Origin of the sequence: Photorhabdus tasmaniensis, from assembly GCF_011189505.1 — a bacterium.
Lineage (GTDB): Bacteria > Pseudomonadota > Gammaproteobacteria > Enterobacterales > Enterobacteriaceae > Photorhabdus > Photorhabdus tasmaniensis.
The window spans coordinates 1-13,158 of record NZ_PUJU01000010.1 but is presented as its reverse complement, the minus strand read 5'-3'; the positions used below and the strand labels follow the sequence as shown (position 1 = coordinate 13,158).

Annotated in this window: 13 protein-coding genes; 5 read left to right on the top strand and 8 right to left on the bottom strand. The window is 43.1% G+C overall.

From position 1 onward, the window contains the following. Window positions 1-118: 118 nt before the first annotated feature. Genes C5471_RS06315 through C5471_RS06295 form a run of 5 tightly spaced genes read left to right on the top strand, consistent with a single transcriptional unit; the run spans window position 119 to window position 6,075 of the window. Complete coding sequence (locus C5471_RS06315; RefSeq protein WP_133816239.1) at window positions 119-850, top strand: DUF969 domain-containing protein; 732 nt, start codon at window positions 119-121, stop codon at window positions 848-850. Continuing rightward, a complete protein-coding gene (locus C5471_RS06310) occupies window positions 850-1,866 on the top strand; it encodes a DUF979 domain-containing protein (RefSeq protein ID WP_133816238.1) in 1,017 nt (338 codons plus the stop codon). Before C5471_RS06315 ends, C5471_RS06310 begins: the two co-directional genes overlap by 1 nt. A 9-nt stretch (window positions 1,867-1,875) precedes the next feature. Continuing rightward, a complete protein-coding gene (locus tag C5471_RS06305; RefSeq protein ID WP_133816237.1) occupies window positions 1,876-2,646 on the top strand; it encodes a LamB/YcsF family protein in 771 nt (256 codons plus the stop codon). 46 nt (window positions 2,647-2,692) lie between these two features. Beyond that, window positions 2,693-4,306: a 5-oxoprolinase/urea amidolyase family protein gene (locus C5471_RS06300; protein WP_133816236.1), complete on the top strand. Its 1,614-nt coding sequence runs from the start codon at window positions 2,693-2,695 to the stop codon at window positions 4,304-4,306. Further along, complete coding sequence (locus C5471_RS06295) at window positions 4,303-6,075, top strand: acetyl/propionyl/methylcrotonyl-CoA carboxylase subunit alpha (RefSeq protein WP_207627238.1); 1,773 nt, start codon at window positions 4,303-4,305, stop codon at window positions 6,073-6,075. Before C5471_RS06300 ends, C5471_RS06295 begins: the two co-directional genes overlap by 4 nt. 1,845 nt (window positions 6,076-7,920) lie before the next feature. Here C5471_RS06295 and C5471_RS06290 read toward each other — a convergent pair. The 8 genes from C5471_RS06290 to C5471_RS24235 all read right to left on the bottom strand — a co-directional run. Next, window positions 7,921-8,403, bottom strand: coding sequence for a polymorphic toxin type 25 domain-containing protein (locus tag C5471_RS06290; protein WP_166295722.1), 483 nt, complete (start codon window positions 8,401-8,403; stop codon window positions 7,921-7,923). Beyond that, entirely contained in the window at window positions 8,393-8,761 is a 369-nt protein-coding gene (locus C5471_RS06285; RefSeq protein WP_133816234.1) for a VENN motif pre-toxin domain-containing protein, read from the bottom strand. The genes C5471_RS06290 and C5471_RS06285 overlap by 11 nt, the downstream gene beginning before the upstream one ends. Window positions 8,762-8,815: 54 nt before the next feature. Then, window positions 8,816-9,160, bottom strand: coding sequence for a DUF7957 family protein (locus C5471_RS06280; protein ID WP_133816233.1), 345 nt, complete (start codon window positions 9,158-9,160; stop codon window positions 8,816-8,818). A gap of 9 nt (window positions 9,161-9,169) precedes the next feature. Beyond that, window positions 9,170-10,009 (bottom strand): hypothetical protein, encoded by an 840-nt coding sequence (locus tag C5471_RS06275; RefSeq protein ID WP_133816232.1) that lies wholly within the window; start codon window positions 10,007-10,009, stop codon window positions 9,170-9,172. Between the two features lie 13 nt (window positions 10,010-10,022). Then, entirely contained in the window at window positions 10,023-10,658 is a 636-nt protein-coding gene (locus C5471_RS06270) for a hypothetical protein (protein WP_133816231.1), read from the bottom strand. Next, complete coding sequence (locus tag C5471_RS06265; protein ID WP_339959218.1) at window positions 10,648-11,334, bottom strand: HNH/endonuclease VII fold putative polymorphic toxin; 687 nt, start codon at window positions 11,332-11,334, stop codon at window positions 10,648-10,650. Before C5471_RS06265 ends, C5471_RS06270 begins: the two co-directional genes overlap by 11 nt. 132 nt (window positions 11,335-11,466) lie before the next feature. Beyond that, window positions 11,467-11,754 carry a hypothetical protein gene (locus tag C5471_RS06260; protein ID WP_133816230.1) on the bottom strand — a complete coding sequence of 96 codons (288 nt, stop codon included), beginning with the start codon at window positions 11,752-11,754 and terminating at the stop codon, window positions 11,467-11,469. Window position 11,755: 1 nt separating this feature from the next. Then, a partial coding sequence (locus tag C5471_RS24235; RefSeq protein WP_242688598.1) for a VENN motif pre-toxin domain-containing protein occupies window positions 11,756-13,158 on the bottom strand: 1,403 nt, incomplete at its 5' end.

Here is a 13,158-nt window from a genome sequence, read left to right as displayed (position 1 = left end):
GGCAGACGCCGTACTACCGTTCCAAAAGAGGTGTTAGTCACGGTACCACTTCTCTACTACGCAAGAATGCAACCTATAACGACGCAACAGGTATTTTTATGTACAGGGGTAACACAACATGCAACAACAAATAGTGAATCTATGGCCGTTGATTGGCATCGCGGTCATTGTAGTCGGCTTTTTATTAAGATTTAACCCCGTATTAGTGGTGATTGTCGCTGGGATCATCACCGGGCTGGCGGCACATATGCCAATCACGAATATTTTGGAAAAGTTAGGTTCCGGCTTCCTGAATACCCGAAATCTGCCATTGATCTTACTGCTGCCACTGGCAACGATTGGCCTTTTGGAGCGACACGGTTTAAAAGAGCAAGCTCAGACCTGGATTAGGAATATCAAAACAGCCACCGCCGGACGTCTACTGATTGTTTATCTATTCATTCGTGAGGTAACTGCGGCACTTGGCCTGACCAGCTTGGGTGGACATCCGCAAATGGTGCGTCCATTGCTGGCACCAATGGTAGAAGGCGCAACGGAAAACCACCACCATGATCTGCCTGACGATGTACGCTATCGTCTGCGTGCCATGTCAGCAGCAACCGACAATGTTGGCCTTTTCTTCGGTGAGGATATCTTCGTCGCCTTTGGGGCAATCATCTTTATGCATAACTTCATGCTGGAGTCTGCCAGCATCCAAACTGAGCCACTGCACATCGCCATGTGGGGGATCCCTACCGCTATCTGTGCCTTCCTGATCCATGCTTTCCGTTTATCCCGCCTTGACCACCACATTGCTATCGAGCTGGCAGCCCTGAATGGCATGGACCAAACCAAAAGGAAGGCAAAGTAATGTTTCAGCAACAGTATCTTTACTGGCTGGCTGGCGTGATCCTGTTGGCCGTAGCAGTGATGTCTTGGCGTGATCACACCAACCCCCGTCGCCTGACCACCAGCCTGTTCTGGGCGCTATACGGAATCGTGTTTCTGGTTGGTGACTGGAGCTACCGTTTGATGGAGTTGTGGACAGGTAGCGAAGCTGAGGCGCAAAAAATGCTGAATATCAGTGTGGGGCTGATCGTCGTGTTGATGGCGCTGATAGCCGGTCTTGGTGGTGTGCGACTCGGCAACTATCATCAGCGCACACCTCAACAACGGCAGGAAAGTGCCTCTCGCCTGAGCCATCGTATCTTCTTTCCCGCACTGGCGATTCCGATTGTCACCGTGGTGGGAGTGCTATTATTTAACCATGTTCCTGGACTACAACAGGTCTTATTCGGTACCGGCAACCATTCCACACTGGTGACACTGTTTTCCATGACAGTCGGTTGTTTAACCGGATATGGTATTGCGTTGAAAATGACACGAGAAAGCATCACTCAATCAACCCAAGAAGCACGTCGCTTGCTGGATGCTATCGGCTGGGCGTTTATCCTGCCACAGATATTAGCTACGTTGGGACTCTTATTTACCGTAGCGGGCGTAGGTACCGCCATTTCTCACCTGACTGAAAACTACCTGGCAGTTGATAACAGATTTATTGCTGTAACGACATACGTTATCGGCATGGCGTTACTGACAATGGTGATGGGCAACGCCTTTGCCGCGTTCCCGATTGTTACTGCGGGGATCGGTATTCCCATTCTGGTATTGCAACACGGCGGTAATCCGGCAGTGATGGCCGCCATCGGCATGTTCTCAGGCTATTGTGGTACCTTGATGACCCCAATGGCAGCAAATTTCAATATCGTTCCCGCCGCACTGCTGGAACTGCCAAATCGCAATGCGGTCATTAAAGCACAAATCCCCACCGGAACGGCGCTGTTGATTACCAACGTTTTTTTACTCTATTTTTTGATGTTTTTATAAGGAGATCGCATGAAATTTATCGATTTAAACAGTGATCTTGGCGAAGGCTTTGGTCAGTGGAAAATGGGTGACGATAATGCCATGTTGAGCATTGTCACCAGTGCCAATGTGGCGTGTGGATTTCATGCCGGTGATCCGGCCGGGATCCTTCAAACCCTGAAAGCTGCCCATGAAAATCAGGTAGTTATTGGTGCCCATGTCTCCTATCCCGATCTTGTTGGATTTGGTCGCCGCAATATGGACATTTCCAGCAATGAACTGATCGCTGATGTTATTTACCAGATTGGTGCGCTGAAAGGTCTGGCAACAGCAGCAGGGACCACCGTGAGTTATGTTAAACCGCACGGCGCACTGTACAACACTATTGCCAACGATGAATACCAGGCACTTGCGGTTATTACAGCAATTCGTGAAGTGGATGACAATTTGCCGCTGGTTGGATTAGCCGGTTCAAGAATTTTGAATTTGGCGAGGGAAAAAGGCTTACGTACCGTTGCCGAAGCCTTTGCCGACAGAGCTTACACGCCACAAGGCACGCTGGTTTCCCGGCGGGAAAAAGGGGCGGTACTGCATGATACCAACGAGATTGCCCGACGTATGTTGCAATTGGTCACGGAAGGGGGCATTGATGCGATTGATGGCAGCTTTACACGCATTCAGGCGGACTCCATTTGTGTTCATGGTGACAGCCCCGGTGCGGTGGAAATGGCGCGTCAGGTGAAAATAACCCTGCAACAAGCCGGGATCACCGTACAGCCCTTTATTCAAACCAGTAAGTAATCAGCGCCGTTTTACCTATGCTGCTTATCATGCTCAGGAGTGCCTAGTGCGTTTTTTACCTGTTAATTTGAATGCCATTATTGTCGAACTTTGCAATCTGGATGAAACCCTGGCGTTATTTGATTCACTTAACGCCAGCCCAATTCCAGGCATAGAAGAAATTATTCCAGCGGCCAGAACACTTCTGATTCGATTTCGTCCCAATGTCGTTTCCGCAGTCAAACTTGTCAGGAAAATCAGTAGTCGCAACCTGAATACACGGAATAAAACAGCCGGGAAACTCGTTGAAATCCCAGTGCATTACAATGGTGAAGATCTGGTTGAAGTGGCTGAAATCCTTGGTATCACCACACAGGAAGTCATCAAACAACATACAGAAAGTGAATACACGGTTGCTTTTACCGGATTCGCCCCTGGATTTGCTTATTTAGTGGCAGACTCTGATCTTTTACGTGTTCCTCGCCGGATGACACCAAGAGCCCGCATCCCGGCGGGATCGGTAGGGCTAGCAGGAGAATTCAGTGGAATATACCCACAAGCCAGTCCGGGAGGATGGCAAATCATCGGCACCACACCAGAATGCATGTGGGATCTCTCGCGTTATCCCCCTTCCTTGTTGCAGCCGGGCTTTCGGGTGCGTTTCAAAGATAAAGGCAAAGGCGCAACAATAACCGTTACCCAACCCGAACATCCTGTTGTTCACACAGAAAGCGACACATCTTCACAAGTTGATAAACATTCATCACTGGAAATCTTATCAACCGGGATACAAACACTTTTTCAGGATTTAGGGCGTTCAGGGCAAGCGGGGTTAGGCATTTCCACTGCTGGCGCACTGGATAAAACAGCGTTGCGAAGTGCAAATCGTATCGTCGGTAATCCTTCGGATAACGCCTGTCTGGAAATTGCAGAAGGAGGATTAAGCTTCATCTCTCATGGCAACATCATTATCGCTGTCACCGGCGCTGACTGCCCAATCACGGTCCAAACGGCATCTGGCCGGAGGTTTCAGGTTGATGGTTACCAACCTGTTGATCTGAGTGATGGTGACAAAGTCATGCTGGGCATGCCCAAAGCGGGAGTTCGTGGTTATTTGGCCGTCCGTGGCGGTTTTGCCAACAAACCGATCCTCTCCAGCCTCTCTTACGACACGCTGGCGCACATTGGCCCCAACCCCATCGCTACAGGCGATATTCTGGCTATTCTTACTGTCACGCAGGGTTCCGCTGTATCAATGGACGAAAGCCCGGCTTTCAATATGCCTGCTACTGACGATATTGTCACACTGGATATTATTCTGGGGCCACGTACCGACTGGTTCACCGCAGAAGCGCTATCCCTGTTACAAAACCAGCTCTGGCAGGTTACCCCACAATCTAACCGGGTAGGTATTCGCCTGAATGGAGACACACCGTTATCGCGTTTTAACCATGAAGAATTACCTAGTGAAGGAACTTCCGCCGGTGCCATTCAAGTTCCCGCCAGTGGGCAACCGGTTCTGTTTTTGGCGGATCACCCTTTGACCGGCGGCTATCCCGTCATCGGTTCGGTTGCCAGCTACCATCTTGATCTTGCCGGACAAATTCCTGTCAATGCCCGTATCCACTTCAACCCAATCAGTGAATTTCACGAAATAGAAGGGAGCGATTGCGGCTCATGAATAATAAAGAAAATTCCATGAAAAAAGTGTTGATCGCCAACCGTGGTGAAATCGCCGTCCGTATCATCCGTGCCTGCCGGGATTATGGTTTACAATCCATTGCTGTTTACGCTGACTCAGACATCAATGCACAACATGTACAGTTAGCTGATGAGGCTTACGGTTTAGGCGGAAACCGCCCCGTTGACACTTATCTTAACATTCCCCGTCTGCTGGATATTGCCAAACGTTCAGGAGCAAACATAGTCCATCCCGGATATGGATTTCTGTCTGAACGAGCAGAATTTGCCCATGCTGTTATTGATGCCGGGTTAATCTGGATTGGTCCCGAACCAGAGACTATTGATATTCTGGGTGACAAAGTTAAAGCACGTAAAATCGCCCAACATGTAGGTGCACCACTGGTTTCAGGTACAGAAGAACCGGTGAAAAACGCAGAAGAAGCCCTGACGTTTGCTGAAAAATATGGTCTACCCATTGCAATCAAAGCGGCCTATGGCGGTGGTGGACGTGGCATGAAAGTTGCGTGGCGTTTGGATGAAGTAACCGAACTCTATAATTCAGCAGTTCGTGAAGCAACCGCCGCCTTTGGCCGTGGAGAATGTTTCATTGAACAATTTCTGGATAAACCTCGTCATATTGAAGCGCAAATCCTGGCGGATAAACATGGCAATATCGTGGTACTTGGCACGCGTGATTGCTCACTACAAAGACGTAATCAAAAGCTGGTGGAAGAGGCACCTGCCCCATTTTTGACCGATAATCAGCGCCTGCGTATTCATCAGGCTGCACGGGATATCTGTGCAGAAGCGGGTTATACCGGGGCTGGTACGGTGGAATTTTTGCTCAGTACAGACGGAACTATTTCATTTCTGGAAGTGAATACTCGCTTGCAAGTCGAACATCCTGTCACAGAAGAAACAACCGGTATCGACATTGTGATAGAACAGTTCAGGATTGCTGAAGGTAAACCTTTATCATTAACAACAACCCCAATTCCATCAGGGCACTCCTTTGAATTTCGCATTAACGCGGAAGATGCTGGTAAAGGATTTTTACCTACGCCGGGAGCTGTGACCGTATTTTCTCCGCCTTCCGGCCCTGGAATAAGATTAGATTCTGGGATTGTGGCGGGTTCCATCGTTCCCGCAACCTTCGATTCGCTGATGGCTAAATTGATCGTCACCGGAGCAACCCGCCAACAAGCTATTGCCAGAGCGCGGCGTGCATTACAGGAGTTCAACATTGAAGGCGTAGCATCAGTACTGCCTTTTCATCGGGCGGTAATGGAACATACCGATTTTATCTCTGATGATACATTCAAGGTTCATACACGTTGGATCGAAACTGACTTTATCAACGAAGTAAAAATATCGCCGCGTCAGGAAAATCACGCTCAAGAAAAGATAGCCCGCACTTTTATTGAGATTGATGGACGTAAACACGAACTGGGGCTACCTGCCGGATTATTGAAAGGACTTTCATTATCTGATCTTGGACAAAATGCGGTCACCCAGGATAAAGGCGATGAAACTGAGGAGATAATCACAGCGCCCCATCATGTATCGGCCCCTATCTCCGGCGTTTTACAATCCTGGTATGTGCAGACCGGTGATGAAGTTAAACAAGGTGATGTCATTGCTGTGATGGAAGCCATGAAGATGGAAACACTACTGACTGCACATCGTTCCGGGAAGATTGTTATTCATGCGAAGGAAAGCGTTTATCAACCGGCGGGAAGTGTGCTGGCGAGTATTAATGTTGATTAATAGCCAAATTCACATGATTCAATAAATCAAATTGTACGGAAAATTTCCGTACAATTTTTTAGCAGTATGGTCAGTTGCTGTAATGGGTAAAGCGATTAATTTGGCTGGATTTAATTCCCGAACAAGTGGTTAATTATCTCAAGAGGCATAAAGGGACTCGCACCTCCACGTCAGAAAAACACTTTCAAATTTTATTGGATTAGCGCGTTTTGTAAATTAATAACCAAGTAAAAAGTATTATTTAAAATATTTAATATTATTTTTCCACTCTTTACTGATTTAATGGGAGTGCTTTAACCAAAATAATAAACTCAATTCAATTTTAACATTTAATGAACTTACTCTTTTATTTAAATGTAGTTTAAATAAATATGGAAAAGTGAGGCATATTTTCGCATTATCGAAAATTTCGGATAGCGTGTTGTGAGTTGATTGGTTTTCTCTAATGCTTAATAACGCCTTATTGCCGCAACTTGAAAGATAAAGGGGATAAATTGATTTTAGCGTTAAATCACCATAAGGTACAAAAAGAGGCCAGATTTAAATCAAATCGTAGAAAACCCGCGCTATTGATGGATTAAAGTCGTGTAAAGCAAGTTTAAACCAGTGTATTTAAGGTATCGCGGTTTTACATAATAAACATCAGGACGAGATCCGCACTTTAGAAACGAAACCATATCGGGATAAATTATAAAAAAGTAAAATTCCATTTTAAGTTTTATGATGAGTAGGATTTAAATGGTTATTAAAAATCACTGTTTTAACATAGAGTTTTAATCAGTATAGCGTTTTAACGGTTTTTACCTCTTTTACCGGCAATCCTGAGCAGTTTTAATAAATCACCGCTCTAGGATAATCACCTATTTTTTTAGAGCTTAAATCCTGCCAGATTAACCGTTTTATCCATTTTTTTATTGCGTTATTTTTTATTTTTTTTCTCCGTAAAATAACGACGAGAAAACGCTTAAATACCAGGCTATTAGAATGATATTATTTTACGTGCTGATTTATTTTCAACTCGCCATTAATATTTAATGACTTCGATTAAGTGTCATTAAATATCCTTCTGGAAAGTTACATTTATTGAGTTAACTCTGTCTTTTATATAAAATCTTTAATATCTCCGTATAAGCGATTTTAAATTATTATGGCAGACTCAGGGCGGGGATTGATTTAAGATTAAATTTTTTAGTCGAATTTTCCTTATCAATAATTTAATCTTACTCATGATGAAAAGTATCGAGTTATTTTCCGATGGCGTTTTGTTTTCATTATTTAATATATTGAAAAAATAGAGATTTACCTGCATTTAACATGGCGGTAGCCTGACTGGATGCTGACCGACCGTAATCCGCCATTCCTTTGGGTAAGCTCAGTGCATTATTGTCAGTAACAATTACGTAGAAAAAAACAGATAAAGCCAAACAATATAAAATAATCTAGATAACCATAATAACGTATTTTGAAGACTTATTTCCATTTCAAAAACAAACTCTTTTATGAATTCAATGTTATTTCTATGTGCAAATTTTCTTTTTGATAAAAATCTGCAATGAATAAAAAAAATAAGAATTGAAAATACTCCAAAAAAATAGCCAGCAAAAGAAATCAAGTTTCCATTTCTAATAAATTCAAATCAAATTCCAGATATATAAATAATAGACAACATCATCATGGAAAAATTAGAAAGTTTATTTTTATTAAAAAAACAAAAATCAAAAAAGAGCAATGGAGATTTTACACTTCTTAGTGAAACTTTTTTGCTCAAGCCAAAATAGATGAAACAGGCAAGAAACCCCAACAGACTCAAAACTATCAAAATAAACGGAATATATACAATCATGCTCATTTATCCTTAAACTCATGTTTATATATTTCAGTGCCAACTTTGCCATTCATGTCTGTTTCACCTAATGGAGTTTCCCTTGAAATACCACCCCAACCAATCGAAGGCCCTACACCAAGTGATACATCTATTCCATCTTTTCCTGCTGATATTCCAAATGAACCATAGCCAAAACCTAGATCAAAAGAATAGTCTTTATCTTGAGATCCTAACAAACCTGGGAAATAAGGGCCAAATTCTATTCCGACAGTTGCTCCACCATGAGCACCAATAGCTGTTGTCATCCCACCATTAATTGCAAATTTATTTGGATCCAATGCTGCTTCAGCAAACCCTGCTGGACCTATTCCTGCTGTAACCTCACCTTTTACATGTGGTTTAACTTTATAAGTAACACCCCATGATGGCCCCTGATGAGAGTATTTTATAGCTTTGTTTATTTCTTCTATTGTTTTCCCTTTACCTTGTAGATCAAAGGACAATGATGCATCTGAACTGATCGAATTGGCTATCTGCCCCCCAAAAGGTTCCTGGACCATAACCAAGAGCATTATTGTCAGTCGAATTCTTCCCAGCCTGGGCCCCGGTGAGGGCACTTGCACTGGAATCACCCGCTATCTCAGCAACCTGAATACCTGCATTATTCAGGCAGATTGTTGGAGCGGCTTTACACCCTTCCAGCGCTGCTCGTGCCATAGCAGCGATTTCAGGCGTGGCGGCTACAATCTGGGCACTCCCGGCTACTGCCATTCCTCCCGCAGAGACAATCAGATTGCCATCAGCTATACCTTTAGCGATATTGGCTTTGCAAGTCGTATCACAGTCTGGTGTTTTAGCCATCCAGAACCCAAGATCTGAGCCTGCCGCTGCACCTAGGGAATTATTATCGACATCTTATTTTACGACATCTCGTGATAAGAATAGACCAGTATAAGGATCGAAAAATATTCTTCTTCCATAAAAATCAACAACAAAATATTGCCCTTCAACAACACTCAACCCTTCGTATGGGTAACTTGTTTGACCTTCTTTTTGTAAATCCGAAGGCTCTATTTGCCAAAGAAACTCTCCGTTCTTTGTATAAGAAAGTAAATTATTTAGTCCATCATCTCCTATAGGAATATCAGTTAAGACAAGAATAGAACCATTATCAATTTCTATCGCCTTAATGATTTTTCGATTAAGTATAATTAGGTGCCCGTTGATATTAATCTTGTTATCGTTAACTAAGATAGCCATTTTGATCTCCTATTTTTTTTGAATAGCACGTTCATTAGTAAATATACCGGTTCTTTGCCCCATAAGATCAAACTGAGTTCCTCCTCCTTTATAGCCAAACAGACTATTTGCTGAACCTGTTCTCATCTTAGTACCTGCTTTAATTTCAACATCCGCAATGTATTTGGGTTCATATGGCAAAGCAAATTTTTCTTGAATTTGTTTACTACTTAGTCCTTTTATATCTTCGGCTTTCATCATCCATCCGCCTCTCATTTGTGAATTAGTACCGTCATAGACCCTAACAAATTTCGTGTTAGCTGCTAATTCAAATTCCTTTACTGTAGTTCCTGGAGTATATGGAGGTTGTCCATATCCTTGATTTTTCCACCAATTATTTACTTCTGCTGCTGTTACTTCTTTGATGTGACTTTCAGGGAGTCGTTCAGAAGTACCTTTGCCTTTATTCATAGATGAAATCGTCGTATTATTTCCAGCAAGAGAACTTCCCTTCCCCTCAACGACTTCTGTCGACTGATACTTACTTAAAGACAAAAACGCTTTCGCTGCCGCAAACTGTATCAGCTTCGCTTCACTGGTAGGTATACCACCGGCAACAATTTCCGCCGCTTTCTGTGGCGTCATTTGCTCATTTGATAACACGACATCCAACGGAACACCAAAGAAGTTACCCCACGCAATAATCAAACCTTTTGCCGGGTCCTGACCATCAGGGACTTGTCCTTTCAGGTAATGAGTCAAGGCAGCGTTGATTTCTTCGGATGTTGCCCCGGATTGGGCCATTTTTTGAGCCAGTGAACCTGCGCCTTCAAAATGTTTAGCGCCTTCGGAACCAAACAAACTTCCCATGCTAAGGGCATTATTATCCGCAACAACCCTTTGTTAGAGAAAAAATATTCTCATTCCTTCCTAGTGCAACAATCTCACAGCCAGGATCATCGAAAGCACCTAATATCATTAAAACGATGCCATTATGTTGCCAAATGAAGTTTGCCCAATCTGAAATATGTCGAATTCGTGTTATATCTAACCTCTCATAAATATTTTCGTCGGGGATAAGTGCCAAATATGTTTTCTTCTCAGTTAATATTAACTTTGCCGCTGTTTTTAAATCGGAAAGATAAAAGTGACATAACCCTGATAAAGTCAATCCCTGTGAAGACTGAACCATAACATTCTGTTTTTTTAACGCGAATTCTGTATCATTTCCTCTTGATTTTAATAATCCCCAAGCTTGTTTATACCGAGTAATAGATGTGTCCGGTTGAACGCCAGATAGTTCTATATATAAACAAATAGAGCTTCTATCATCATAAATTTCTAGCGCCTCTATCATTTTCGTAAAAAGTGGTACAAAACCTCTTTCGCGATTTATATCTAATAGTTCCCAGCTTACCGCTTCAATATTCATTTCTGTAATAAATAAAGAACTAAAATTAGTGATATCGTTATTTTTACAGATATCAGTAGCATATCTAACTATCATGTCAGTAGTCATAGTGATTCCCTTTTTCATCATTAAAATGAGGCCCTCTATTCTGGGGATCATTTATTCCAAAATCATGACCTTTGGCATCATCCCTAATTTGTATTGTTTGAGTTCCGCCTCCTGCTTTAGGAACATCAAATTCATAAATTTTTCCAGGCTGGAGCCTTCCTCGCTTATCAACATTCGGTAATACTCTATCAGGATGTTTTCCAACAGGAATTCCTGAGCGACGTTTTGCTTCATTAAATGCACCTGACCTACCTGCTCCTACAGGAGAATAGTTTTCTGGTTTTTCTCCTTTAGCCTGATAAATAAAATCATCTTTTTTCGAACCATCAGGAATTGGTGTCACCGTCGTATTACCACCTACATCCGGCTTATCTTCCGTATTGCCGGTATGATTTGGTGCAACACCAGACCGATTTTCCTCATTGCCTGTATGGTTCGGTATACTACCCGGCTCTAACTGTTGGTTTCCTCCTGTATGATTAGGGTATTTCCTTATATCACCGGATTGATCACCGCCGGTATGTGTTGGTAGGTCAGTTGGATTAGCAACTTGAGTGTATTTATCCTGAAGTGTATTTAGGTAACTCTCTGTAATTGCATCATTTCCCATCATCTGAAGCATAATCAGATGGTCTAAGTCTTCTGAAGAAATCTTATCAGCGATTTCCTTTGCCACTATTCCGGTTATACCCGCCTTAACGCCTATCTCCAGGACTTTTTCTGCCACTTTAGTTCGGCACGGAGCAGCTATTGCGCAACCTTCTGTTGCCAGTTTACCCAAGAAGTTATTGTCAGTAACAACGCATTATCACTTAGTGAACAATGGGTTGTTGCTTATAATTGCGTAAATTTCATCTGTTATTGGGTCTATATCTTCCCCATATTGGCCTCTATCCCCCATCATTCTGAAATCATTCATAATATATTTGTATAAATTCTTCATACCATTACTTGCTTTGTTCTCAAGAATATTAATGGATTTTATTAAGTATGCATAAGATGACTCTCCATTTCCTGATTTTTTTAAATACGTAACAACTTGTTTCAACAGGGATATTAATCTTGCGATTTCTATCATATCTTTATTTGTTGACATTTTATTTTCCTTTATTTGTTATTTGATCTGGAAATGCTTTCTTAAATTCTTCGTAAGTGTAAACATTACCTGTTTTTCCATCTCGTATTGATTTAATCCAATTCATAGGGTAATTCCGTGGCAGTAGAATTTGATCGGCTCCACCTATGTATTTAGGATTATTACTCAAAGGTGGTTGTTCCCCAACCGAACCAATATTTAGCTTAGTATCTTTGGGTATTTCTATCTCAGCCTCAAATCGAGTTGTACTCCAGTTTTTATAGACAGCAGTTTCATTCCTGCCCGCATTTTGTGTGGTTGTTGCGTAACCACCATCTAATTTGGCTTGACCATTAACACCACCAAATTTTCTAAATAATGTTACAGGTTCTTGTGTAATAACAGTTTCATATTTTCCAGCCTTAAATGTCGAGGACACACTTGTAGGTAAATGTTCCTTATCTACTATAACTATACTCTTATCTATTTTCGTTCCTAGTGAAGCTTTGGCATTAACATTTGTATGCGAGATGTTTTTATCAGCACCAGGGGCCATTTCTCCAATTTTCGCTGTCTGTGCTTTTTCTTTCATCAAATTATCAATCGTTGAACTACTTTTTCTATCAACAGCTTCTATCGATTGATATTTGCTCAAAGACAGATATGCTTTCGCGGCTGCAAACTGTATCAACTTCGCTTCACTGGTAGGTATACCACCGGCAACAATTTCCGCCGCTTTCTGTGGCGTCATTTGCTCATTTGATAACACGACATCCAACGGAACACCAAAGAAGTTACCCCACGCAATAATCAAACCTTTTGCCGGGTCCTGACCATCAGGGACTTGTCCTTTCAGGTAATGAGTCAAGGCAGCGTTGATTTCTTCGGATGTTGCCCCGGATTGGGCCATTTTTTGAGCCAGTGAACCTGCGCCTTCAAAATGTTTAGCGCCTTCGGAACCAAACAAACTTCCCATGCTAAGGGCATTATTATCCGCTGCATTCTTCCCAGCCTGGGCCCCGGTGAGGGCACTTGCACTGGAATCACCCGCTATCCCACCTGCCAGCCCTGCCGCCAGGGTAGAAAGGGTGCTGATAGTTTGCTTCTGCTCCTCCGTTAACTCACTGACTTTGGCACCGTCGCCATAAAGTTGCTTCATCAGTACCTGCGCTGCCAGCTCACCGGAAGCCGCACCGGCTGCACCCGACAGGGCATGATTCCCGCTTACCTCCGCCGCCACCGCACCTAAAATCGCATGGGCCAGCGTATTGGTCGCAATATCCACTTTACCGGTTTGCGGGTCAGTGGTCAGTCCTTTAATCACTCCCGCCAAATACGGTGACGCGCCGCCTGCCAGCGCCTGACCGAGGTTATTCCCCGCCAGCCCCTGAATCGCTGCCGTAGCCGCTTGTAGGGCTTTCTGAT